Annotated in this window: 1 rRNA gene; it reads left to right on the top strand. The window is 55.2% G+C overall.

Annotated elements, in window-relative coordinates:
• A 23S ribosomal RNA gene (locus LCF57_RS18230) occupies positions 1–210 on the top strand; the annotation flags it as partial.

Genomic DNA, 210 nt, shown 5'->3' on the forward strand with positions numbered 1-210 from the left:
CGTAATCCGCTATGAGCGATGGGGTGACGCAGTAGGGTAGTGACGCGGACCGATGGATGTCCGTCTAAGCAGTGAGGCTGGTGTGTAGGCAAATCCGCACATCGTTAAGGCTGGGCTGTGATGGGGAGCGAAAATTACAGTAGCGAAGGTCATGATCTCAGACTGCCAAGAAAAGCCTCTAGCCAGGAGAAGGTGCCCGTACCGCAAACC

The sequence above is a fragment of the Paenibacillus sp. BJ-4 genome, from assembly GCF_020404765.1.
Taxonomy (GTDB): Bacteria; Bacillota; Bacilli; order Paenibacillales; family Paenibacillaceae; genus Paenibacillus.